The sequence below is a fragment of the Bacillus niameyensis genome, from assembly GCF_001375535.1.
In the GTDB taxonomy this organism is placed as follows: Bacteria; Bacillota; Bacilli; order Bacillales; family Bacillaceae_C; genus Lederbergia; species Lederbergia niameyensis.
In genome coordinates, this window is sequence record NZ_LN831197.1 from 1457525 (window position 1) to 1481267 (window position 23743).

Annotated in this window: 20 protein-coding genes and 1 riboswitch; of the genes, 5 read left to right on the forward strand and 15 right to left on the reverse strand. The window is 35.6% G+C overall.

The genetic code is table 11. The features are described from left to right. Positions 1–58: 58 nt before the first annotated feature. The 6 genes from BN1243_RS07205 to BN1243_RS07230 all read right to left on the reverse strand — a co-directional run bounded on the left by BN1243_RS07205 (position 59) and on the right by BN1243_RS07230 (position 7830). Positions 59–1144: a metallophosphoesterase gene (locus tag BN1243_RS07205; protein WP_062105518.1), complete on the reverse strand. Its 1086-nt coding sequence runs from the start codon at positions 1142–1144 to the stop codon at positions 59–61. Positions 1145–1188: 44 nt separating this feature from the next. Next, a complete protein-coding gene (locus BN1243_RS07210; protein ID WP_062110466.1) occupies positions 1189–1749 on the reverse strand; it encodes a GNAT family N-acetyltransferase in 561 nt (186 codons plus the stop codon). A 39-nt stretch (positions 1750–1788) separates the two neighbouring features. Further along, complete coding sequence (locus tag BN1243_RS07215; RefSeq protein WP_230200118.1) at positions 1789–2685, reverse strand: M23 family metallopeptidase; 897 nt, start codon at positions 2683–2685, stop codon at positions 1789–1791. Positions 2686–2861: 176 nt separating this feature from the next. Next, entirely contained in the window at positions 2862–5906 is a 3045-nt protein-coding gene (locus BN1243_RS07220) for a beta-N-acetylglucosaminidase domain-containing protein (RefSeq protein WP_062105519.1), read from the reverse strand. A 155-nt stretch (positions 5907–6061) separates the two neighbouring features. Continuing rightward, positions 6062–7333, reverse strand: a complete 1272-nt coding sequence (locus tag BN1243_RS07225; protein ID WP_062105520.1) for a hypothetical protein — start codon at positions 7331–7333, stop codon at positions 6062–6064. Positions 7334–7389: 56 nt separating this feature from the next. Continuing rightward, positions 7390–7830 carry a hypothetical protein gene (locus BN1243_RS07230; RefSeq protein WP_062105521.1) on the reverse strand — a complete coding sequence of 147 codons (441 nt, stop codon included), beginning with the start codon at positions 7828–7830 and terminating at the stop codon, positions 7390–7392. Positions 7831–8522: 692 nt separating this feature from the next. Between BN1243_RS07230 and BN1243_RS07235 the strand changes: the two genes are divergently transcribed. Further along, a complete protein-coding gene (locus tag BN1243_RS07235) occupies positions 8523–10427 on the forward strand; it encodes an endonuclease MutS2 (RefSeq protein WP_062105522.1) in 1905 nt (634 codons plus the stop codon). A 121-nt stretch (positions 10428–10548) separates the two neighbouring features. Here BN1243_RS07235 and speG read toward each other — a convergent pair whose 3' ends face one another. After that, positions 10549–11064 (reverse strand): spermidine N1-acetyltransferase, encoded by a 516-nt coding sequence (gene speG, locus BN1243_RS07240; protein ID WP_062105523.1) that lies wholly within the window; start codon positions 11062–11064, stop codon positions 10549–10551. A 327-nt stretch (positions 11065–11391) separates the two neighbouring features. Here speG and BN1243_RS07245 point away from each other — a divergent pair, with 327 nt between their 5' ends. Further along, positions 11392–11790 carry a hypothetical protein gene (locus BN1243_RS07245; protein WP_062105524.1) on the forward strand — a complete coding sequence of 133 codons (399 nt, stop codon included), beginning with the start codon at positions 11392–11394 and terminating at the stop codon, positions 11788–11790. Positions 11791–12050: 260 nt separating this feature from the next. Continuing rightward, positions 12051–12599, forward strand: a complete 549-nt coding sequence (locus BN1243_RS22495; protein ID WP_268258081.1) for an LLM class flavin-dependent oxidoreductase — start codon at positions 12051–12053, stop codon at positions 12597–12599. A 297-nt stretch (positions 12600–12896) separates the two neighbouring features. On the opposite strand, the gene BN1243_RS07255 is transcribed toward BN1243_RS22495, so the two are convergent. The 4 genes from BN1243_RS07255 to BN1243_RS07270 form a co-directional block, all read right to left on the reverse strand. After that, positions 12897–14678 carry an adenine deaminase gene (locus tag BN1243_RS07255; protein ID WP_062105526.1) on the reverse strand — a complete coding sequence of 594 codons (1782 nt, stop codon included), beginning with the start codon at positions 14676–14678 and terminating at the stop codon, positions 12897–12899. A 15-nt stretch (positions 14679–14693) separates the two neighbouring features. After that, the gene (locus BN1243_RS07260; protein WP_456061829.1) at positions 14694–15998 is read right to left on the reverse strand and encodes an NCS2 family permease; all 1305 of its coding nucleotides are present in this window, start codon (positions 15996–15998) and stop codon (positions 14694–14696) included. Between the two features lie 208 nt (positions 15999–16206). Next, positions 16207–16308, reverse strand: a riboswitch (purine riboswitch). A gap of 219 nt (positions 16309–16527) precedes the next feature. Further along, the gene (locus tag BN1243_RS07265; RefSeq protein ID WP_062105528.1) at positions 16528–17463 is read right to left on the reverse strand and encodes an aminoglycoside phosphotransferase family protein; all 936 of its coding nucleotides are present in this window, start codon (positions 17461–17463) and stop codon (positions 16528–16530) included. Positions 17464–17505: 42 nt separating this feature from the next. Further along, on the reverse strand, positions 17506–18099 hold the full coding sequence (locus BN1243_RS07270; protein ID WP_062105529.1) for a class I SAM-dependent methyltransferase: 594 nt from the start codon (positions 18097–18099) through the stop codon (positions 17506–17508). A gap of 246 nt (positions 18100–18345) precedes the next feature. Between BN1243_RS07270 and BN1243_RS07275 the strand changes: the two genes are divergently transcribed. Beyond that, complete coding sequence (locus BN1243_RS07275) at positions 18346–18765, forward strand: MarR family winged helix-turn-helix transcriptional regulator (RefSeq protein WP_230200301.1); 420 nt, start codon at positions 18346–18348, stop codon at positions 18763–18765. A 12-nt stretch (positions 18766–18777) separates the two neighbouring features. Further along, complete coding sequence (locus BN1243_RS07280; protein WP_062105530.1) at positions 18778–19989, forward strand: MFS transporter; 1212 nt, start codon at positions 18778–18780, stop codon at positions 19987–19989. A 184-nt stretch (positions 19990–20173) separates the two neighbouring features. Here BN1243_RS07280 and BN1243_RS07285 read toward each other — a convergent pair whose 3' ends face one another. The 4 genes from BN1243_RS07285 to BN1243_RS07300 form a co-directional block, all read right to left on the reverse strand. Continuing rightward, positions 20174–20800: an ECF transporter S component gene (locus BN1243_RS07285; RefSeq protein WP_062105531.1), complete on the reverse strand. Its 627-nt coding sequence runs from the start codon at positions 20798–20800 to the stop codon at positions 20174–20176. Positions 20801–20966: 166 nt separating this feature from the next. Then, the gene (locus BN1243_RS07290; RefSeq protein ID WP_062105532.1) at positions 20967–21557 is read right to left on the reverse strand and encodes a hypothetical protein; all 591 of its coding nucleotides are present in this window, start codon (positions 21555–21557) and stop codon (positions 20967–20969) included. A gap of 173 nt (positions 21558–21730) precedes the next feature. After that, on the reverse strand, positions 21731–22312 hold the full coding sequence (locus tag BN1243_RS07295; protein WP_062105533.1) for a DUF4256 domain-containing protein: 582 nt from the start codon (positions 22310–22312) through the stop codon (positions 21731–21733). A 502-nt stretch (positions 22313–22814) separates the two neighbouring features. Continuing rightward, positions 22815–23153, reverse strand: coding sequence for a hypothetical protein (locus BN1243_RS07300; RefSeq protein ID WP_062105534.1), 339 nt, complete (start codon positions 23151–23153; stop codon positions 22815–22817). Positions 23154–23743 lie beyond the last annotated feature (590 nt).

Sequence of the window (23743 nt, forward strand, 5' to 3'; positions counted from 1 at the left end):
GATTTAAAGACCCCACTTTTCTCTAAAATGAGTAGGGTCTTCTTTTCGTTAATACTATCTATTCCTCAAAGCGAATGATTATTTCTACAACTTCTGACTGACTACCAATTCGAAATGGCGGTCCCCAAAATCCATAACCGGATGAAACGATTGAATGTAAGTTATTTATCTTCAAATATCCATAATCATTTTCGTACAGCCATTTTGTAATAAGATTAGCTGGTGCAACCTGTCCACGATGAGTGTGACCAGATAACAATACATCTACTCCATTTTCACTGGCTTCGATAATTTCTGTTGGTTGATGATCCATCATAATAACGGGCTTCTTTTCGTCTAATCTTTTCACAACGTCCGCGATATTTTTCCTTTGATCATCTGTATCATCGTTTCTGCCTACGATATAAAAACTCTCCTCAATCTCAACAGCTTTATCTGCTAACATCGTTACTCCCGCTTTTTCCATCTCCGTAAACAATCGCTCAAGATCTCCACCATAATAGTCATGGTTACCTGATGTCGCAAATATACCTAACGGTGCTTTTATTTGGGCAATGACATCGCCTACATTTTCGGCCATAAACGTCTCAATATTATCATCAATAATATCACCAGGTATCATTACAATATCGGGTTTTCTCTCTTTCGTTATGTCCAGCAATTTTCCAATATGAGTGGCTCCTATCATCTTACCAATATGTAAATCTGAAACCATTAGAATATTAAGCTTATCGATATTGGATGCCTTGTTTACTGTCATCTCATATGTACGTACAACAGGATTCCAGGCTAAATAAGATCCATATGCAAATACAAAAATAAAGAACGCTATTACGGCTCCTCCTAAAACTCGCGCCCCCCTCTTTTTCAAAATAAAGTATAATAAATTCACGATCGGTAAAAGGATGATGCTATACCCAATGATTACCATCCACATGCCACTTAAAAAGGCGAGGATTTTAGATGAAAAAAAGCGTTCAATAAATAGATTCATTGATAAAAAGACAATGCAGACAACATATATCATTTTATTCCTATATGGAAATGTCTTTTTAATCCACACCCAGCCGTTATAGCCGACATATACTGAGAGTAAACAGTAGATGATAAGAAACAGAGCTATTACGAAATAAAATGTATTCAACCTTTTCCCTCCTTTCCTGTCTTACTATGGTAAAAATGAAAGCCTCAAACTATTTTTGCATATATACATGTATCTCTTAATTCATTCGTATCAGGAGATACATCATCGTTTTTTAAAATACCTTCTAAAGAAAACCCTAGCCTCTCTGGAATTGCTCTACTATTCGCATTTTTTGCGTCACATCTAATTTCAAGCCTTTTAGCGTTCAAATGATGAAAGGCAAAATCAGCAATTCCCTTAACTGCTTCGGTCATATAGCCCTTTCCACTAAAACGGCTATCAATCCAATATCCTATCTCAAATTTAGGTACGGACCAATTTATTCTATGTAAGCCAGAAGAGGCAACAAATTCTCCTGTGTCTTTCAAAAATACTAGTAATCTTAAATCCTCTCTATGCAAGAAGGAAATATAGGAGGACCTTATATTTAATTCAACATCCTCTTCAGACTGCTCCTTTTGCGCGAACGGCATCCAAGGCTTTAGTTCATTTATAGAAGCCATTATAGCTGCATGCACAACTTTACCATCACCTGGTCTCGGCATTCGAATAACTAAACGTTCAGTTGCAAATTCTTCCGGAAACTCTATTAGCAACGGATTTATCATTTTTCACACCATCTTTCCAATTAATCTAACTTATAATTAACGAATTAAACTATTTCTTACTAAAAATCGATTATTAAATGTTATTGGAACACCTTGTCCGTCTTTTTCAGCATGTATGTGTAAGTGAGGCTCACTTGTATTTCCCGAGTTCCCTACTTTCCCAAGTACTTGCCCCGTCTTTACGTCTTCACCTTCCTTCACGACAATGCTGCCTTTTTGCATATGGGCTAATAAAATGGTAGCGTCGTAGTTTTCACATATTAAGGCGACATGATTACCCTCTGGATTTTCTGGATCTGATTTCGGTGGAATTAGATCTGACAAATCATTTCGTACGTTGACTACTTTTCCATTACATGGACTATATAGTTCTTCCGCATAGATTTGATACTTATTAAGTTCCTTCGGGTATAATCCATTTGCACGAACTCCAAATATATTTATTTTTAAAACATCTAAAGCGTATTCCTGTGCTCGGTACGCTTGATGATAATTCATTAATACCTGATTTCCACCTTGCCCAACATAGTAGGTGCCATCCTTAAGCGGGAATGTTAGTTCAATCGCTTTTTCATTAACTGTATAACTTTTAAAGATAAAAACATTATATAGACCAAAAACTACTAAAAGGACAATATGAATACCGATTGAGAACTTTTGATTTATCGAATATTTTGTGAAAAACGGCAAATGATGTACCTTTTTCCAAGATAGAATAATAACGGGTATTAAGAGAATTAACCATAAGAAACGGAAATAATATCCTATCCAGCTCCAGTTTCCCGATTGGAATAACCAAACGATTAATACCGTCGTCACCAGTCCGTCTAACAGCCATTCAAGCTTACTTTTGAAAGAAGCTTTCCATAATAAAAAAAGAAAGACAGCAGGCAATACAATTAGCATGCCAACGGAATATAAAATCGGATCCACTAATTCTCATCCCCCTTTGAATTCTTATCAATTCGTGAACGTCATTGGTGGTTTTTTGGAGGTTGCGTTCGCTTACACTATAACACAGGGCTATTGATAGTGAAAGACAATTAAAAGGTGCCAGGTGCCGAAACAATGCAGTATTGTTTCGATACCCAGCACCCGTCATCACAAAGCTATTTGACCTCTCGATCAAGCTTTACCTCATATATAGTTGGTACCTTTCCTTCATCCCATTCTATTTTCAAATCTAGAATGTCAGAAACAGCACCTGTATTAAAGAATTGATAAGCGGACTCCATCTTTCCTATATGTGTCCATCCGTTTGGAGTTCTGACAGACACTGTGCTCCCGGATAAATTTCTTGGATCCTCTAATATCGTAATACCTGTAATATTGTATTCTATCTCGCCAATATGATAGAGCACATAACCCTTTTCCCTATTTCCCGGTTTAAAGCTTGTAGTTAATTTCCCATCATTAATATGATGGATTTCATACCCGGTATTAACCGTGGAATCTGTGATGACAGTTGGATCATTCAATTCGGGATAATATTTCCCATCATTAATCATAATTTCATGTAGCCTAATCCATTTTTCCGCTCCTACTTTATCCATTGTGACTCTAAAACGTAAGTATCTTGCTTGAACATTTACATTCTCAGCTTCTTTAATACGATATGGTACTACTAATTGATCAAAAATCGCATCGATTCGATCCCCATCTGTTGCTTCTCCTGGGTTTGGTCCGTCTTGTTTACCAAGCTCCATCACTGTTGTCCATTGTTCTCCGTCAAGAGATGTTTCCAAAATAGCGTGGCGTGGAAAATCATGTTCTGCTTCCCCGACATATATTTTTAGATTATTAATCGCTATTTCTTGACCTAAATCGTAAGTAACATATTTTCCAGCTTTTTGGCCTGCTCTAAAGTAGGCATTAGTCGATAAATCACCATCAAAAAGAGCCAATAAATTTTCATGATCTTCATAGTTTGTATTTTTCACAGATTTTGGTTGGATCTCATGAGAAATCACTTTAAAACTGTTTAGGGCAAAGTCAATAGCTGATGATCCACTATTTTGCAAACGGATATATCGTGCAGTCCCATGATATTGGTTGTCTACTTGAGACCATTCGATACCATTTAAAGAAGCTTCCAAGCTAAGTCCTTCCACTGAAGGTGTTTCAATGGCAATTACTTCTTTCACCCTACTTAATTTCAATCCGATATACTCGTTGCCAGCTAATGAAATGTTTCCTCCGTCTACGATTAAAGTGTTGCCTACTTCTTCCGCCACAGCTAGTTCCTTGTATTTTTCAGCATTGGTGAATAGAGTTGCCTTTTGTACTGGTTCTTCAATTCCTATTAGGTCGGCAACCTTTTGCGAAACTTTTTCTTCCAGCGTTTCTGTAAATGGCTGGAGTCTTTTCTGAGCAGGCTTTGTTTTCTTCGTCCCGATAAGCATTGGTCGATCATAGTTATTGCTTTGTCCGCGCAGTGACAGCCCTTCGGCAAACTTGTTCCATGCTTCTGCCTTATTCTCTACTTCAGTAGCCAGTTTAGCTTTAATAAATTCAATATCAGCTAAAACCAATTCACGTAATGACTGTGCAAATGGTGTTAATTCTTCTTTTAGCTTATCATTTTTCGTTTTTACTAAAAATTGATCTGCCATCGTTGCTATTTGTGATAATTCAGAGATGACTTCATCTGCATCTTCTTTAATCGATAAACCATTGACGACCTTCTCTGTAACATCATTTAATAACTCTTTAATGTCTTCACTCTCTGAAAGGCGAATTCCATTAGGGTGCGCATCAGACATATGTTTTGCTAATACATATAGTTCCTCAGTTGCGTCCGGTTCAATATATTTAAAGCTATCTTCCCAACTTTTTTGGTCATTAAAACCTTCTGTATTCCAAGCATAATCAGCGATAGCAAAAATAGAGATTTTAGAAGCTTCTGCTTCTTGCATCGGATTTGTTACGACACCAGCAAGGTTTTTAATATTCGTTTCTAGCATTTCCCCTTTTCCAAGGAACACGCGAGACATATCAACATCATTTACAGGCCAATTCAACCAGAATAGCGGATCTCTTCTCACTAACCCGTCATTCTCTTTATTTTTAAAAACATCAATCGTACTCTGCACGACAGGAGCACATGTTGTGGAGCCTGTCCAGAAAATATGGATATTCTTATCGAATCCCTTTTCATATGCGTTTAATTCAGCGGGAATCCAAGCCCATGCTGAGTTGTAGCTGGCTGGGCAATAAAGCGTATCATATACGTCACCTTTTTCTTTCACCCATGTAGAAACAGAATCCATCAATTGCACTACGTAATCTAATGGTAGATTACCAACGTCGTCCCCTAATACACCAAATTGGCGAACGCCAACATCGTATAATTGGTCAAATTTATGGAGCATTTTTTCCGTATTTTCTTCTAGCATGGCCATAACAGCTTCTTGTCCTTCTCTGCGCGCAAGTTGAGCTACTTCCCCTAATGGAGATATCGTCCAAACAAAACGATTTTTCGTCTCATTCCCTACTTGAGCCAGCTTGCCAAGTTCATCTAACATCTCTTTAGGATATAACTCTCCCCATTTTTCGCGATGATACGGATCATCCTTTGGTGCAAAGACGAAAGTATTAGCTTTAAATCGACCACCAAATTCCATGAGAGAAATACGGTCTTCATTACTCCAAGGAATTCCGTAATAGCCTTCAATAACCCCTCTAACCCTTGTGTTAGAATAATCATATATGCTTACACTTCTTAGTGTATGATCTGTTAACTGGGCTAAAATGTTTTCTAGTGTCACAACACCATAAAAACTTGCGTCTGTATCTTTTCCTAGAATCGTAATGGTTTGATCCTGAATTTGTAATAGATGGGCATCATTCTTCTCAAAATCAAAATCTTTACTACTTAATTGTTTGGCTGCATATTGATCGACAGGGCCATTAGAACCTTTTGTACCAACTAGCAAATGAAGTTCACCTGCTGTTAACTCTGTACTTACTGAAAACGGCAAACTATTTTCTTTAAGTACTTTTTCTACTTTTTTCTTCGTAACATCGTCAATCGTGTCATCATATGTAACTTGTATTTCTTTATCCAATAAAACTACACCTTTGCTATAAATTACGCTATGTGGTACTGGATAAATTTCGTACTGTTCTGAAAAACTTCTTGAATTTTCACTCACCTTACGTCCACGCCTTCCTGCAAAATGATCTTATGTTGTACCTTTGATTACACGACTTATTCTAGCATTACCATTTTTCCAAAACAATTACAAGCATCCATGACATCTAGGTTTTTGCTATATTCACCGTTCCAAAATCCTCTTAACTTATATAACTACAAATCATCTAATGCAATAACCTCACCGTTTGCTGCATTTACTCCATAATGACAATCTATTTTTCCGCACATAACATATTGTTTTTGCTCAAAATCATATACGTAATACGGCTTCAACTCAAATAAATCCTTCAATTTGGCAAATGCTTCTTCCTTCGAAATCGTTACTTTATCAGGCTCCTGAAATTGATCATAGATCTCGAACATTAGCTTGTTATCCATGTAATTTACTACTTCAAAGCTACTCGCATCAATCATGATCATCAGTTTTCTTTGAAAGACACGATTGTCCTGGTAGTTGGCTCTCAATATGGCATGAATATACCCTTTTTCACGATTAAGAGTTTTTAGCATCCACTTTCCTGAGTCGTTTGGATATTCTTGTCGTAGTAAGTTTTTGACTATCGTCATACATTTATCTTGCTCTAGTTTTGTTATCGGAAATGAGTCAGGACTGGGTTCGCATGAAAATGCTTGTTCTGCAGTAATATCTTCAATCCATCTAATCTCTTTTCTTTCAAATGTTTCATCGATTGGTTCATCCCAATAAAAAGTTTTGTCTATTTTTAAATATGATCTTACATCAGTAATAAATTCAAATGGAATTGTTGTCATTCCATCATTCTTGACGTAAATTTCTTCCACTGCATAAACTGGAAATATTTTTTTCTGTTCATGGGAAGGGAATTCTACCATTTTCAATTGTTCCTTCTCCAGATGCTCTACCATATTAAGAGAAAGATTATAAGTTTCTTCTCTAACCAATTCTTTAGAAGGAAATTGACCATGTACTGAGAAAGAGGTAAGTTTCCCTTCTTGGTTAAATTTAATGTCAATAAATCCAGATGGAGATACCGCTACACCTTCAATACATTCTTTAAATTGAAGTTCTCCTTCGGCTTCTTTATGTAGTTGAAACTGTCTCCTATATATCAACCCTGTTTCCTGTTCAATCCATTTAATAATGTCATTTGTATCCGAATTAGCAAATGTAATCCCATCTTCTGCATATGTCTTACCCATGACAAAAATAGCACTTTCAAACTTACAACTATTCACATTGATCTCAATGAATGCTGTACCATCAGGGTTCGTGTCTTCATCAACTTGTTCAGTTACATCGTTTGGAAACCACTCCATGGACAGTATATAGTTAGTTTTATTGAAAATATCAACGTTTCGATAAAAACTATGTCGGTGTAAATAGTAGTTGCTCAAGCCAAATTTTGCCTTTGATAAATTAATTAATTCCACCATTCTTGTATCCACGAAATATAACCTCACTTATATTTTTTCAACCTGCTGTCACTCATGTACCATTAACACTATGGTTTTTCAGTGAATATCCAAGGAATCAGTACTTCAAATTCTAATTGCAAAACAGGTTTAGGTAAATCGTCATGTACAAGCGATATCTCTTTTCCAAATCCAAACGTAAAGTTCTCAATTCCAACTGTGTTGGCTTCATTCCATACAGAATTTGAACAATACTTTCCCTCAACTAAATGGCCAACTATAGGATAACTTCCAACGTATAAATGTAATCCATCTTTTATTTCACCAAACTCAGATAAAGGACTTGGTTTTGAAGGATTAATTCCTAAAGAAAAAAACATTTCCATTATTCGCGGATCAAAACGCTTAGTTGACTCCTTAAAATTTTCACAGTATAGACAATCGCATAGGTCAATATCTTTATCATAATATTCCTTCGTTTTCTTCATATCAACTTCTAATACCCAATCAAACAAATTAATCTGATTCACTCGTATCCCTCACCTCTTTCATCTCACTAAACAGCCTCCTTCCAATTGCCGCTGAATTAAGAGCTTATTACTAAATTCTAAAGGGTTAACCTGATTTGAACAATGACTTGAATTTCGAATCTTATCTAAACGACAATAATTCGCTAACAGCCCATCATAGTTTGAATTTCCAGAAGTTCATAAGCAACATCATCATTTCTAGGTATTTGACGTGTTTACATCTTCGATATCTCATTGTATAATAAATTCTGTAGGCGATTTCAATGAGCATACTATTCATATAAAGAGGTGCTGTTTGTGAGTGCGGTAGTTTCTAATTAGGATAATTATTTAACTGAAATAAGGCAGTATTAACAATTGGGGATTTCTGTTTTTTCATACCCCTTATTTTGTTATGAGCTTATTTCTACCTATGAGGATACCTACCCTACTTTATAAACGAGAGCACTGTTTTATGTATAGAACTATTATCAAATATAGTTTTATTAACGTGTTTTCTTTTGTCTTATAAACGTAAAGCTGCGGGTATCTGCCGCAGCTTTTTTATTGTTTTAAAATAGTGCGAATAAAAATTATAACATTGTGCATGATGTTGGAGTTTCTCTTCCACTTTTATTCTCATTAACTCATTGAAATTCAGCAAGTAGGTTTCTTCATTGATGATCCATTATCACATTGAGGAGAATGAAAACATGAATGAAAACACTTTTGAAAAATTACAATACAACGAACTAAAAAAGATCGTTCAATCGTATTGTGTCAGTGAGCTCGGTAAACAGCTTCTTGATCGTTTAATGCCAAGTTCCAATTTAAAGGTCGTAAAACATCGACTAACTGAAACATCTGAGGCACGTGCTATTGTAGATGCAGGTGGAAAAGTACCTTTCATGGGCGTTTCTAATATTGAACAAACAATCGAAAAAGTAGATAAAGGCATCATTTTAGATCCATCGGAACTATTAAATATATCTGATTTTTTAAAGGGCTGCCGAAGAATAAAAACTTTCATGAGCGGTAAGGACTTCTTTGCACCGACATTAGCGTCGTATGCAATTTCCATGACCAAATTCATTAACATGGAGGAAGAGATTAATTTTTCGATTAAAAATAATCAAGTAGACTCAGCCGCAAATAGAGAACTGAAACGTGTGCGGTACCAACTCCAAACCACTGAGCAAAAAATCAAAGATCGCTTAAATAAATTTTTAAACAGCAGTGTAAATCGAAATTTCATTCAAGAATTCGTTATTAGTTTAAAAGATGACCGCTTTACGATACCAATAAAAGCTTCCTATAAAAACCAAGTACAGGGAACTGTTATTGAAGTGTCCTCTAAAGGATCAACAGTCTTTATGGAACCTAATGTAGTAGGAAAATTGAGTGTAGAATTAGCCACATTAAAATCTGAAGAAGCAATGCTAGAATATCAAATATTAGCAACTCTTACAGGGCTAGTGGCAGAAAATATCCAACCAATAAAAATTAATATCGAACTTATCGCGCAATACGATATGATTTTTGCTAAAGCTAAATATAGTAAGCATGTAGATGGAATAGAACCAAACATAAATGATTATGGGCATATAAAATTAATAAATTGCAAGCATCCATTATTATCAGGTGATGTTGTTCCGCTTCAACTTCATATTGGAAGTCCTTTTCGTAGTTTAATCATAACTGGCCCTAATGCTGGCGGAAAAACAATTGTATTGAAAACAATCGGTCTTGTTACATTAGCAACGATGTCCGGGTTTCATATTACAGCCGCGAAAGAAACCGAAATTGCCGTATTTGATCACATATTTGTAGATATTGGCGACAACCAAAGTTTAGAGAACGCGCTTAGCACTTTCTCATCTCACATGAAAAATTTATCGGAGATTCTACAACTAGTAAATAACAATACATTGTTACTATTCGATGAAATTGGCAGTGGAACAGAACCTAACGAAGGAGCCGCATTGGCAATCTCGCTCTTAGAAGAGTTTTACCTTAAGGGATGTATAACGGTTGCGACCACACATTACGGAGAAATAAAACGATTTTCCGAAATGCATACCGACTTTATGAACGCTTCCATGCAATTTAATCATGAAACATTAGAACCATTATTTAAACTTCTCATCGGACAATCTGGAGATAGTAACGCCTTATGGATTTCAAGAAAGATGAATGTTCCAGAAAATGTTCTAAAAAGAGCAGAAGAGTATATGAAAAATAAAGATTATCAAGTAGAACGAGTAAATGAATGCAAAGTCCGCAAGGCAAAAGTTACTGTTGTGAATACAGAAAAACATATTGAATACCAAAAAGGTGACCGCGTAAAACTACTAGACCATAATGACTTTGGAATTGTGTACAAAGAAAAAGACGAATATCATAACATTACTGTGTTATATCAAGATCAATTTATTGAAATAAATGAAAAACGACTGGCGTTAGATTTAAAAGCAATGGAATTATATCCAGAAGGTTATGATTTAGATACTTTATTCATTGATTATAAAACGAGGAAACTAAATCATGACATTGAACGCGGTTCAAAAAAAGCTCTTCGTAAAATTCAAAAGGATTTACAAAAAAAAGACAGAAAATAAATATGATAAGCTTGCTTTTGTGAATGCAACAAGAGAAATCAAAAAAGACCTTAAATCCTTTTAATATTTTAAGGTCTTTTTTAAATTCATTATATTACCCTTTTATAATAGAATTCAGCTCTCATGAATCCCTACTAAAATATTGATGCTGAAACATGCACATTCTTATTGCATTATGATATTCACCATCAACGAAAAACTCATCAATTAATTCACCTTCGAACTGGAAACCGAGTTTTTTATAAATATGAATTGCCTTTTCGTTAGTCTTGTCTACGATTAAATACAATTTATACATATTTAATACGGAAAAAGCATAATCCATTGCAAGATATGTAGCAGTCTTCGCATACCCATTTCCTTGATGGACTGGGTCAATTATAATTTGGAATTCAACCCTACGATGAATATAATCAATCTCCACTAGTTCAACCAGTCCTACCATTTCAGTACCTTTCTGTACAATAAACCGTCTCTCCCCCTGGTCGTGAATATGTTTATCATACAAATCCTGTAATTCAACAAATGATTCATAGGGCTCCTCAAACCAATAAGACATAATGTTAGCATTAATATTTAATTTATGGACGAATCCTAAATCAACTCTTTCTAATGGTCTTAGTTTTATATCGTTCATTTTTTCCATCCTCCGAATCCTGAATCCAGTATTAGAGTAGAACTCCAGGAAAGATTTTATCTCTTGTCCGCCTATATATGACCTCATTTCTTTTTTATTCGAATGACTTTGATATCACGCATTTATAAAAAAACGGATTAAACTACAGCTCCATTACTACTTAAAAATAGAACACACTCGCTAGTTAATAGTTAGGGGGAGTCATCCAGAATTACAATTGATCATATTTAAGAATTATTTAATAAATGGTTTAGATTATTATAAGCTGTTGAGTTTATTGTATGTATAGTAAGATTTTCAACTAGGAATAGAAAGAGGTCGACCAATATGTCAAATAGGGTTACAACAAAAAAATTGAATTGGAAACTTATTCTGATACTCTCTCTCATTGCCTTAGTCAGGCCAATTATGAGTATGTTGGGAATATCCGAAGTCATAGGGCAACCAATCGCGAGTATTACTGCAACAATTGCTATTACAATCGTTTGGAGCATAACAGTTTTCATCAGAAGAGATTCTCAACCTATACTAACATTACTTTTTGTCGGGATTGGCTATGGTATATTAGCAATTATTATTAGCGGGATCTTCTCACCCATTTTAACCGGACATTTGCAAGGTCCTCTAACCAATCCATTTGCTTTCATTAGTGTTTTGATCACCAACGCTATATGGGGATTAATTGCGGGGGTTATTGCTAGTGCTCTTTTAAAAATACAGAGCTAAAAACATTCTTAATTATAACGCTCTCCTTTATTATGAGGTAAGCGTTTTTAGTTAATCATTTTTGTATATGATCCATTGTTTACTTTTATGCAATGACGATTACCAGCTTAAAATGCAAGATCATTTTGTCTGCTAAAAAAATATCACCGATAATCAGTAAATTCGATAACGGAAGTTCTTAGTAGAGGTATATCAATAATCTTTTAGTTTCAACATATTTACTTTTTCAAAACAGGCTAAAAAGTTACAAGCCCTTTGGTATTGGCCGTGCACCGGGTGGATCTGCAGAGGCCACTAATGCTTTATCCGATAACTTTTTGCAGAAAGTTTATAAAATGCCGGAACTGCTCAAAGATTTGCTTCATTTTTTCAATAATGACTTTCCTAAAGACCATGAATTTTCAAAAGTGACTGCTTCACCATTGCCACCAGTCACACCAGAAATATGGCTACTAGGAACTAGCAAAAAAAGTGCTGCTCTTGCTGCAAAAAACGGGATGGCGTCTGCATTTGGCCAATTTATAAGCGAGAAAAATGGTGCTGAAATCATCCAACAATACGTGGATGCATTTGAACCTGTAAAGAAAGATCAACTTCCACAATCCCTTTTAACCGTTTCCGCGATTTGTGCAGAAACAACCGAGGAGGCTGAAGAAATCGCCTTAAGTTCACTCATTTGGCAACTACAGACAGAAAAAGGACAAGGACAATCGATTCCAACAATCGAAGAAGCCAAAAAATACGATCTAACTGATAAGGAAAAAGATAAACTAAAAATAATGAAACAAAATATGATCATCGGTAACTAGAAAGAAGTTGCTGAAGCATTCCAGCAGTTACAAACAAAATATAATACAGATGAAATTATGATCTTTACAATTACTGATTCCCCTAAAGACCGAATAAAATCATATCAGCTGATTGCCGAAGAACTGCTCTGACATGTTAATTCAGCAAAACTGGATTGACTTCATAGATAAAGGTCTTTCCCCTAATACTTATGTTTCAGCGCACTAGGAGAAAGACCCTTGTAATACATAATTTATAGACAGCCATCAAGAAGACGATCTAAATTCTACTATTACTCTTCTTTCATATTGAATCTATTATTCTGGAATCAATTCTGTAATCGGATCAAAAATTTCTAAAGTTACACAATCAACGTTTCCTACATCCGTAATGGCCAGATCTGGAATAGCTGTAATTGGAAGGAAACTCATGTAAAACATCGGGTCAGGAACGCTTCCGCCTAGAACATTAATCGCCTCATGTAATTCTTTTTCTTTCGCTACTAACGTTTCTGGGTCTTCGTCCGTTACAATTCCGCCAATTGGCAATTTCAACAAACTAATAACTTCACCATCGACCACAATAACTTGTCCGCCACCACAGTCAATTAGTGTATTGATAGCTAATGACATATCCTCAGAGTTTGTTCCCATTACAATTAAATTGTTATCATCTGGCGCAGAAGATGAGGCCATTGCCCCGCGTTTTAATCCCCAACCAGCGACGAATCCTAATGATTGATTTCCATTTTTACCAAATCTCTCAAGAACAGAGACCATAGCAACATCTTTTTCTACATCTAAAACAACTTTTCCATCTTCAACATCTAGTTCAACGAATTTTTCTTTCCTTACGAAGGCACCGTGGCTTTCGATTGCACGAATTTTTGCAGTTCCTTTATCAATTCCCACTTTATATTCAAACGTTTCTTTAGTAGTTCTTTCACATTTCAATTTTGAAGCCAATAGCGGACTGCGTTTTGGTTCTGGAAGATCAACGACCATTTGGTTATTTTTAGCAACAATATCCCCTTTACTAATAACCGTATCCACTTTGAATTCTTCAAGAGACTCCACAAACAGAATATCTGCAAATCGTCCCGGAGAAATGGATCCAACTTGATCATCGATACGATAAGCTTCGGCACTATTAATAGTAGCCATTTGAATAGCAACCATCGGTGTTACTCCAGCTCCAATTGCTAATCGAACTAAATGGTCGACATGCCCTTTACTCAAAATATCTGTCGCATGCACATCATCCGTACAAAAGCTTGTTCTACGACCAATAGCTGAATTCACTTCTGTCACCGCACGAATATTTTCATTTAAAAAGTTTGTTACAGATGATTCCCTAATTAATACGTGCATTCCTTTACGGGCTTTCTCCACTAGTTCATCATGGTCATAGCTTTCATGGTCTAAACGAATTCCTGCTGATAAGTACTCATTCAAATTAATTCCGCGTGCCATCGGTGCACACCCAAAGATTGGCAAATGGTTATTGTGAGCAATCGACAATGTTTCCATTGTATCTTCATCAAGGGTTTGAACTGCCTCGCGAACTGTTTCCCAAACGCCAAAGCATTGTGGCCAAGATTGGACTTCTTTTTGCACCTCAGGTGTGATGTTGAAAGCAATTGTTGATTTTGGGATCGTGTAAGGTGTTTTGTAAGGTGCTCCCCAATAAAGACGAAGCGGCAATTCTTCAATTTCTTTAAAAATTTCCTGTAATCCATCCATACCTACAACAGAAATATACTCATCAAGACCAGATACTGCACTCGTTGTACCGTACGGAACTACTGCTTTAGAAAAACTTGTCATACTCATCTTGCTGCACTCAACATGAATGTGACCATCAATTAATCCTGGAACAAGATACTTGCCGTTTGCATCAATAATTTCAGTCTTCTCACCAATGTACGAGGCTACGTCCCCTACTCCAACGATCTTTCCTTTATAAATCGCTACATCAGCTGGATACACTTCGCTCGTCATAACATTAACTAATTGCCCATTTTTAATTACTTTATCAGAAGGAATTTTCGCGCCGCCGGCTTGAACATATTCCTTTAATAATGCTGCTGTCATTTTCATTTTATTTTCCTCCAATTAGTTCAAGTGATTTAGAATATATAATAATAGTAGAAAGATAAAGAATAGAACGTACATGACTGGATGAACTTTTTTCCACTTACCAGCTGCTACCATCAATATCGGGTACGTCAAAAAGCCAAAAGCAATCCCATAAGAAATGTTGTATGTTAGTGGCATGCCTACCAAAATTAAAAACGCAGGAACAGCAATTTCAAACTTATGCCATTCAATATTTTTTAAAGGCTGCACCATCAGAATTCCTACAACGATCAATACAGGCGCTGTTACATGTGACGTAAATACTGTCAACATTGGGGAAAAGAACATACTTAGAAAAAAGAGTCCAGCGACTACAAGTGCTGTTAATCCAGAACGTCCGCCAATCGCAATCCCTGCAGATGATTCTACATATGCTGCAGTAGGTGTAGTACCTAGAACAGAACCAGCTAACATAGATGTAGAATCAGCTGTCAATGCCCGACCGATTCGCGGCATCTTATTATTTTTAATAAAGCCAGCTTGCTCAGCTAAACCAATTAATGTACCAGCCGTATTAAAGAAAGCAACAAAAAGGAAAAGTAAGACAACCGACCATAATTGCAATGTATTAATGTTAGCAATTTCCTTTAATCCTACTCCAAAGGTTGGCTTCAAACTAGGAATGGAGGAGACTATGTTACTTGGTAAAGGGATTAAGCCAGTGACCAAGCCTAAAATAGCTGTTGCTACCATTCCTATAAAAATAGCACCAGAAACTTTACGTGCAATCAAAATAATGATTACAATAAAGCCAAAGATCGTTAACCAAATTTCACCATTCGTAAATGAACCGATCGTCACCAACGTGGAATCTTCTTTTACAATGATGCCGCCTCCTTGGAGACCTACAAAGGCTATGAAAATTCCAATACCTGCAGACATCGCCAATTTTAAGTCATGAGGAATTGCATCAATTACGATTTCCCGAATTTTCATAAATGAGATAATAAAAAATAAAAGAGAAGCAACTACAACGCCTGCTAATGCTGTCTCCCAAGGTACACCCATCGCAATAACAATCGAATATGTAAAAAAGGCATTATCTCCCAGCCCAGGAGCGATTGCAATTGGATAGTTTGCTAGAAATGCCATCAACAGACAGCCGATAATAGCTGAAATGGCTGTTGCTGTGAATACAGCTCCCTTATCCATTCCGGCATCTCCTAATATGTCGGCATTAACAAATAAAATATACGACATTGAGATAAATGTTGTGAGTCCTGCGAGCATCTCTTTCTTCACGGTTGTTCCTAGTTCATCTAAATGAAAAACGGGTTCCAACCAGCCTTTTTTTCCTACTAATTTCTCCTCTTTCAACTTCTGCTAACCTCCCTTGGTGTACAAACTACTTAGTCCTTCGAATAATTCTCGTTAAAAAAAACAAAAAAAGCCGAAGAACTAATCCATCCAATCATCTACGAGTGGAGCAAAAGTCCTTCGAACTTTACGAAAGAAATCATAAATAGAATAATAGAAAATTTCAATCTATTACTATTTTTTTGCTTCTCATAGTCAGTTCATTTACGGTGAACCGGTAGAAACTTGCAAGCCATATCCTCGCTATTATATGAGTGAATGTTATTTAATTATTTTGTGGTTTTATTTTAGCACATTGTTCCTAGATTACAATAAAAAAGGAAGAAATAAAATAATTCAGACAGACTAAATTCCGAACATTAACATTACAAACCTTTATCAACACACAATTTCTTCTTAAAATACGAACTATATATTCTATATCAACTGAATCATTCCTGAAATCATTCGATGACCTTGACTACCTCCGGCGCCACCCATAAATAGAAATATATTACACCAGATTAAATGGCCCATTCTTCAAAATAGATTCCGCAAACGCAACCGTTTTTACTAAACCTGGGTACTCTTCTGGAGTTGCCCCATCTTCTACACACCAGCAAATGCCCATTGCTGTTTCCACAAATAAACATTCTCTTATAATGTTATTCGGAATCATTAGCTTTTTTTCTAAATAACCGATGATGTCATTTATTTTTTTGTACGTTTCCATCGTAAGTTCATCATCAAATTCATTTAAAATAAATCGTGGTATATCAAAAATGGGATCACCTATAACCCCTTTCGGATCGATGATTTTATATGTACCATCTTTTCCCAACAAAATATTATCATGATGGAAATCACCGTGTAGGAGCACTTTTTCCGGATACAAACTAGTAAGACTTAAACAAATTTCTTCAGCCTTATTCATATACAAAGTTAATTCCTTACAATCTTCCCTGCGGCTTATGTATTCGGTAATTCTAGATACCCATTCTGTATATGTAGGATATAATTCCGCATTAACAGGCATGATATGTAAATCTTTATATAAGCTACAAAATACAGACAACCTTACATCTAGTGATCTCTCATTTCTTAATGGAATTCCAGGCTCGATGAACTCCTCCAAAATAACCCCATTTTCTATATCAGCATCAAAAACCTTACAAAATCGTGAGGCTTCGTATTCTTTTAAAGTATTGAACTCTGTCAAAACTTCTCTAGAAGGAGACTTACCTATTTTAAGCACAGTGCTTCCATAAATTTCCGAAAAACAAGTAAAGACAATATTTGCAGAATAGGAAGGAATAAATTTAAAAAATGATAAGGCCCATTTGTCTACGTATAGACTAATATCCCTTAATACTTTCTCATAAAAAACGTTCCCAAAGTGTTTGATGATCTGTTCCGATTCATTTTGTTTGAACTGATAAAAAACTTTCATCAAATCCTCCTCTTTGAATAAGGTCAGTCACGGCTCGCCTTCTTACTTCTTAACAATAAATATATACAAATAATCTTCAGGGAATATTTTTTGTACGATACTAAACCCAGCATTTTTTAATTCCTCTTCCATAGTAGATGATGGAATTCTTACGTGCATAGGTGGACGATTAACAGGACTTTCTTTTGTATCGTACTCAAAACATAGTAAATACCCGTCTTCTTTCAATACATGTTTAATTTGTTCCAATACTTTTGATAATGGTTTCACTTCATGTAAAACTAAAGAAGCTAGTACAATATTAACTGAAGCTTCTGCAAGTGGAATATCGTCAATACTCCCTTCAAGCAATTGTATATTCGTTATATTTTCACCTTTAGCTCTGGAATCAATCATCTCTAACATGTTGGGGTCAAAATCAAGTGCATATACTATTCCATCAACCATTCGAGCTGCTGGAAGCGCTAAATATCCAGTACCTGCACCTAAATCAAGAATATGATCTCCTTTTTTTATAGGCAGCAATTCCAAAAATTTTTCCGGCGGTAAAAGATCCCATCTTTCAGGATTGTCCAAAAACTCTATTTTTCGTGCTAAACGTTGCCTTTCTTCCATATCACTTTGGTGTTTGTCCATGTTTATTCTCCTTATCAATTTGTCTTCATGTCTATTAAAATTTATAAACTCTAATCATATTCTAGCTTATCAGTTGTCGATTTACACGAAAAACTCCACACAATTCAGTTTTGTTTTGAATGAATTTTTACTCTTAATTTCACAAATAGGAATGACATCCGCAAGCTAATATGATACACTAAAAAAGGTTACCCAAGATAACTATTATCTTAGGTAACTACATTTTTTATAAAAGAGGTGCTTTCTATTAAAACTTCTCAAAAGTTCTTTCATCAATTTCTTATGCTGTACCGTCCCTTTGAAAACAGACTTAATATCCACCTTGCTGAACACCGACTCTATAGAGCACATTGGAGCATTTTATATTATTTAGCCAATAATGGGACTGCTACACTAGTGGAACTTTCCCATTATATGAGTGTTGAGAAGCCAACTGTCACTAGAACGATGAACCGTTTAGAGGAACTAGGTTATGTAGAATATGTTCCAGGCAAGGACAAACGGGAAAAAAGAATGAAGCTTTCAGTAGCTGGACAAAAAGTATATAAAGAGGTCCGGGTAACAATCGATCAATATGAAGAGGAGATTTTAAAGGGGATCACTGAACAAGAACAAATAGAGACTATTCGGATTATGGGGGAGATTCGAGACAACATCACAAAATAAGGAGTTAAAAAAGTGAATTCATCTAGACAAACATTATGGTCAAAAGATTTTATTATAGTTTCAGGAATAAATTTTTTAATAAATCTTGTATTTTATCTATTAATCGTCATTATTGGAGAATACGCGGTTGAACAATTTCATGCATCCACAAGTGTTGCAGGTCTCGTCACAGGTATTTTTATTATCGGTTCTTTAATCGGCAGACTTTTTACCGGTCGTTTCATTGAGTCAATTGGGCGCAGAAAAACGTTATTTATTGGCCTTTTTTTCTTTATCTTAACAACAATTCTATATTTAATAAGCTCTAATATTGGCATCATGCTAACAACCCGGTTATTACATGGTGTTGCTGCTGGTATTGTCGGCACCGCTACTGGAACGATCGCTGCCCAAATTATTCCAGCGGCACGAAAAGCAGAAGGAATTGGTTACTTTAGTATGAGTACGACTCTGGCTACAGCAATTGGCCCGTTCATCGGCCTATTTATGACGCAGCATACTACATTCCAATTGATTTTTATTTTTTCCGTCATTTTAGGAATTATTAGTTTCATTACATCATTGTTTGTATATGTTCCTGCTGTTAAAGTCACGGCCAATCAACATTCTGAAACGAAAGAAAAAGGCTTCAAGCTATCAAACTTTATTGAGCCAAACGCTGTACCGATTGCAATAATAACACTTATTATTGCTTTTTGTTATTCAAGTGTTCTTTCATTTATCAAATTCTATGCAAATGAAATTAACCTAGTTAGTGCGGCAAGCTTCTTCTTTCTTGTATATTCGATCGCCGTATTATTCTCACGCCCCTTTACCGGACGCTTAATGGACACGAAAGGGGCAAACTATATTATGTATCCTGGGTTCATCATTTTAGCTGGTGGAATGATGCTCCTCAGTACAGTTCACACAGGCTATATGTTACTCATGGCCGGAGCTCTGATCGGTCTTGGCTTTGGTAATATGCAGTCAAGCACACAAGCGATAGCAGTTAAATTAACACCAGTACACCGGATGGGATTGGCCACTTCAACGTTCTTTATCGCACTTGATGCCGGACTTGGTTTTGGGCCATATATACTTGGATTTATCATTCCTTTAACAGGTTATCGACCATTATATATCATCCTTGGATTAGCTGTGCTTATATCGACCGTACTATATTATTTCTTGCATGGTAAAAAGGAATATACATTACAGGCAGACGTTAAATCAATAGCATAACAGAACTACAATTACCGTTTATCCCCTACTTTGATTTCTTCGCGAATTTTGAAGTAGGAGTCTACGGTCGATTTAAAAAAGAGGTGATGCGATTATTAAGCTGTCACCTCTTTTTAATATGGCTATATTTACTTTCATTTTACTAACACTTTTTCTCTCCAAAATTGTATAAGAGTTTATTTAGTCATTTACTTTTTGATATTTTCAATAACGGCGGGGCCACTGCCATTGTTACAATTCCAGCAAGTGCTGCTTCAGCAAGGCCATTTGTAAAAAACACAGTTAAAATCGCTTTATAAATGGCACTCATGCTACCGGCATTTATTGCTTGAGCATAGGCTTCATTGAATATCAAAGAGATAGAACCCATAACTAAAAATGTATGAATGAACGTTGTAAGTATGCCAGTTAACAGTAACGCCGGCTTTTGATTCGACTCATTCCTTCTTATAACTTTCTGAGCAACCTTAAATATGTAGTAAGGAATAAATCCAATAATTACTCTTGGAACAATGGCAATAAATAGCGCCCAAAAACTCCCCTGACTTGTTCCTAAAACAGGAATTGCCGGTGAAAAAGCAAATGATAGTAATGTTGGGCTGATCGTATTTGTTGCGATACTAGTGAAGCCAAACATAAGTCCTAGAAAAGCACCAATTCTTGGTCCTAAAATAATCGAAGCTATAATTATTGGAATATGAATCAAAGTCGCTTTAATAACACCTAAATGTATAAACCCAAATGGTGTAAAAGCAAGTAATAAAATAATAGATAAAAAAATTGCGGCTAAAGTAAAGTCTTTAATTTTCAAGTTCAAACCCCTTTAGTAATCTAATTTTCACATTACCCTAAAGACTTCAAAAAAGTACGTTTTCCATTACAACTTTTTCAAAGATCCTCTTAATTCCTTCATATTAATTTATATTTATCAAATATTCAAATGCAGTTACTCCATATATGTGCTTTTTACATTTGAGTTAATCTTCCCAATAAAAAATAGCATCCATGACTAAATACTCGTTTGGTTTCCTGTAGATTGTTGGGATTTTCGTTTGAAAAGGCAATGGTTGATTTACTAGTTCTACCTCTAGCAGTTCATATTCAAACTCCATTAACGCTTGTTTCAACTTTTCCTCCATAGTTTGGAATCTCTCACTTATACATAATCGATTTTGGCCATCAATCAAGGAACCATAGGCACCACTAACATCTTCATTCGTTTCGATTCGAATTGTTTTATATCTGTCATCTTCGCCCATGATTGCAACAGGTGCTAAACGGCAAATGTCAAAAATGATCCCTTCAGTCTTTATCTCCCGCAGATCGTACTTCTCTTCAACGATTAAAACATCATCTTTTTGATAACAAAAAAATTCAACAAAGGAGGCGTAGCCACTTCCAAAATGATTCCATTCTGCTTCACAGACAATATTAGGAATGCGGTTGATCCGATAAAATAATCGGCGAATATGAGCTTCAATTTCTTGCTCATTTTTAGTATCATACGGGAACTCGTTTCCTACAATTTCCCCGTCAATTAAGGCCTGTAATTGTTCTTTAGAAAACATTCATGAAACACCTCTCATTTTCCCCAATTGAATTCCCATTAGCCCCATCAAATTATGCTCTTATTGAAAGAAAGGGAACTAATCTAGTTCGGTCAAACTTTACCGTACTTAGGATTAGTTCCCTAGTGGCGATATATATACTCAAAAAATTTCCAAGCTTTTATTTTTTAAATTTAGACCCGTAGCAAACCGCGGAAACCCCTGGAACCATAATAGGAGTCAGCTCCATTATGGTACACAAAAACAGTATCATAGCGCCGATCACAAAAGATAGCCCCGCCAAGCTTTCTAATACTAGCCGGTGTTTGTACCCAACTCGACGTTTTCATATCGAAATTGTCAAGAGTCTGCAGATCCCGATATTGTTCTTCTGTTAAAATTTCAATACCAATGTCAGCAGCCATATCAATAGCGCTATTTTCTGGTTTATGTTTTTTCCTTGCTTCGAGAGCCTTACGATCATAACAAATACTTCTGCGCCCCTTAGGAGTTTCTGTTGAACAATCATAAAAAATGTATTCATCATTCTCTTCATCATAACCAACAACATCTGGTTCTCCGCCAGTTCTTTCCATTTCACTTAGTGACCACAGTTTCTCAGAATTAGTATCCAGCTTTGCTTGGACGCTAGCCCATTCAACCCCTTTATGACGATGCATATGTTTCTCAAATCGGGCTTTCAATATAATAAGTAATTCTTCACGTTGTTCTTGTGGCAATTCCTTTTGATAGCTAGCTTTATCTCTATCTGTCATCATAATCACCCATTTTCTCACTAAGTTAGTGTATAAAAGTCGTTTAATTTGCTTGTTAATTAAGTTTACAAAAATTATATAGTTAAGTAAAACGATTCCTTTGCTATCTGTTCCCTATGGTTGAATATTTTTGTGAACTTGCCAAAAATACATAAGAGTGGGTTCTTCCGAAGAATCATTTAAAACCTATCCAGTAAATAGATTTTGATATTTTTTTATGAAATTACGCAATTTATAAAAACGGTTTAAGGAAAAGTTACAGCCCAGCCTATGCAGCTATTGCAAAGAAATTTTTTGATTTCATCATGTGGATTCAGATTGCGTGGATATGCAGTAGGTATTATAGTGTCAGATCAATCTTGTACCGAAAAATTCATTATGGTACTTGATTTCCATTTTACATTGCATTTAAAAAAATAATCGACTTTTTAGAGTAAACCTAAGCATGCGAATATACCTCATTTCATCAATTCTCGCATCCATGTTTTAATCATAGTTTGAATTAGGCGAAAGCAACTCTTACACTTCCCTCTTTTATGGCAGTTTCCAGACAACTATTAATAAACTTTAGTATTTCTCTTCGTTGCCATGTTGCAAAGTCAAGATTCTTTTGATCTATGATATCACCTTCATTACCAAAGATTTCATAGTAATGATCCAATGCCTTCTCAATATCTGGTAATTCATATGTTTCGTATGCCCCAATTCCACTTACGCCGCCATTATAATCTTGAGCGTCTAATAATTTATAAAATAGAAAGGCGGTTGGATTACTCATATTAAAGCGAATATAGCAAATTTTTTCATTCGCTTTATTGTATCCGCTAATATCGTGCCCCATTATGAGTTCACCCCCTTTCAATAGGGAGATTTTTTATATGCCCAATCTAATGAGCAATAAAGTGAGCTGACGTATTGTACAAAATAGGATTAGTTGTTGTGGCGGCTATCAAGGGATGATAAATTCTCGAAGGAGTAATTAGTCGTGTTCGTTTCCATTAGTGTAGGGTTAGAGGCTTTCATTGAGGTAATTGATAGAAAAGGGTATATTCTACCATTAATTATTTACTAGACTCATAATCATGTCAATATTCATCGTTCGACAAAATTCGCGATAAAGAAAGAAGAGAAATCCTACCTTCAACAGCTTCCCCAAACACGTTACAAACTTGCGGAATGAAAAACAGCAAAAGTTCAATTGAACTAGCACATAGTCTATGGAGTTCATCACCGCTCATTCGCTTTAAGTTAGCCTTCCAGCCGGAAAATGAAGTCTGCTAGATCCGCAAGGCTTTTGGAAATGTATGACTTGCTAATTCAATTGCCTATTATAATTATTCTATCAAAGTTCCCTGTCTTTATTACTTTTTCGTTATATCATAAATTAAAAAAATTTAGTTCCCAAGTATGAGCGGAACATAGTGCCCAGCA

Excerpts from the sequence above, each read along its gene's own strand:
- BN1243_RS07255 (WP_062105526.1), bottom strand. The coding sequence starts at position 14,678 with ATGAAAATGACAGCAGCATTATTAAAGGAATATGTTCAAGCCGGCGGC.
- BN1243_RS07295 (WP_062105533.1), bottom strand. The coding sequence starts at position 22,312 with ATGACAGATAGAGATAAAGCTAGCTATCAAAAGGAATTGCCACAAGAA.
- BN1243_RS07265 (WP_062105528.1), bottom strand. The coding sequence starts at position 17,463 with ATGAAAGTTTTTTATCAGTTCAAACAAAATGAATCGGAACAGATCATC.
- BN1243_RS07245 (WP_062105524.1), top strand. The coding sequence starts at position 11,392 with ATGTCAAATAGGGTTACAACAAAAAAATTGAATTGGAAACTTATTCTG.
- speG (WP_062105523.1), bottom strand. The coding sequence starts at position 11,064 with ATGAACGATATAAAACTAAGACCATTAGAAAGAGTTGATTTAGGATTC.
- BN1243_RS07270 (WP_062105529.1), bottom strand. The coding sequence starts at position 18,099 with ATGGACAAACACCAAAGTGATATGGAAGAAAGGCAACGTTTAGCACGA.
- BN1243_RS07235 (WP_062105522.1), top strand. The coding sequence starts at position 8,523 with ATGAATGAAAACACTTTTGAAAAATTACAATACAACGAACTAAAAAAG.
- BN1243_RS07300 (WP_062105534.1), bottom strand. The coding sequence starts at position 23,153 with ATGGGGCACGATATTAGCGGATACAATAAAGCGAATGAAAAAATTTGC.
- BN1243_RS07290 (WP_062105532.1), bottom strand. The coding sequence starts at position 21,557 with ATGTTTTCTAAAGAACAATTACAGGCCTTAATTGACGGGGAAATTGTA.